Source organism: Burkholderia sp. AU33803 (genome assembly GCF_002223095.1).
Lineage (GTDB): Bacteria > Pseudomonadota > Gammaproteobacteria > Burkholderiales > Burkholderiaceae > Burkholderia.
Genome location: NZ_NKFJ01000020.1, coordinates 1 through 650, shown reverse-complemented (window position 1 = coordinate 650; position 650 = coordinate 1). Strand labels below are relative to the sequence as shown.

The window sequence follows — 650 nt, the reverse complement described above, 5'->3', positions numbered from 1 at the left end:
GACGCCTTCGTGCGCATCGAAAACGTCGTGAAGAAATTCGGCGACAGCACCGCCGTCGACAACGTGAACCTGACGATCGCGAAGAACGAGCTGTTCGCGCTGCTCGGCAGCTCGGGCTGCGGCAAGTCGACGCTGCTGCGCATGCTCGCCGGGCTCGAGACGGCCACCTCGGGCAAGATCTTCGTCGACGGTGAAGATCTTGCTTCACTGCCGCCGTACCGCCGCCCGGTGAACATGATGTTCCAGTCGTACGCGCTGTTCCCGCACATGACGGTCGAATCGAACGTCGCGTTCGGCCTGAAGCAGGAAGGCACGCCGAAGAACGAGATCAAGGAGCGCGTGGCCGATGCGCTCGCGCTCGTGCAGATGAGCAAGTACGCGCAGCGCAAGCCGCACCAGCTCTCCGGCGGCCAGCAGCAGCGCGTCGCGCTGGCCCGCTCGCTGGTCAAGCGCCCGAAGCTGCTCTTGCTCGACGAGCCGATGTCCGCGCTCGACAAGAAGATCCGCCAGAAAACCCAGCTCGAACTCGTAAACATCATCGAGAAGGTCGACGTGACCTGCGTGATGGTCACGCACGACCAGGAAGAGGCGATGACGATGGCCAGCCGCCTCGCGGTGATGAGCGAAGGCAAGATCGTGCAGATCGGCGC

General features: G+C 63.7%; 1 protein-coding gene. It reads left to right on the top strand.

What is annotated here, in order from left to right:
• Window positions 1-650, top strand: a 650-nt coding sequence (locus tag CFB41_RS37045; RefSeq protein ID WP_144030008.1) for an ABC transporter ATP-binding protein, incomplete at both ends; no start/stop codon positions are given.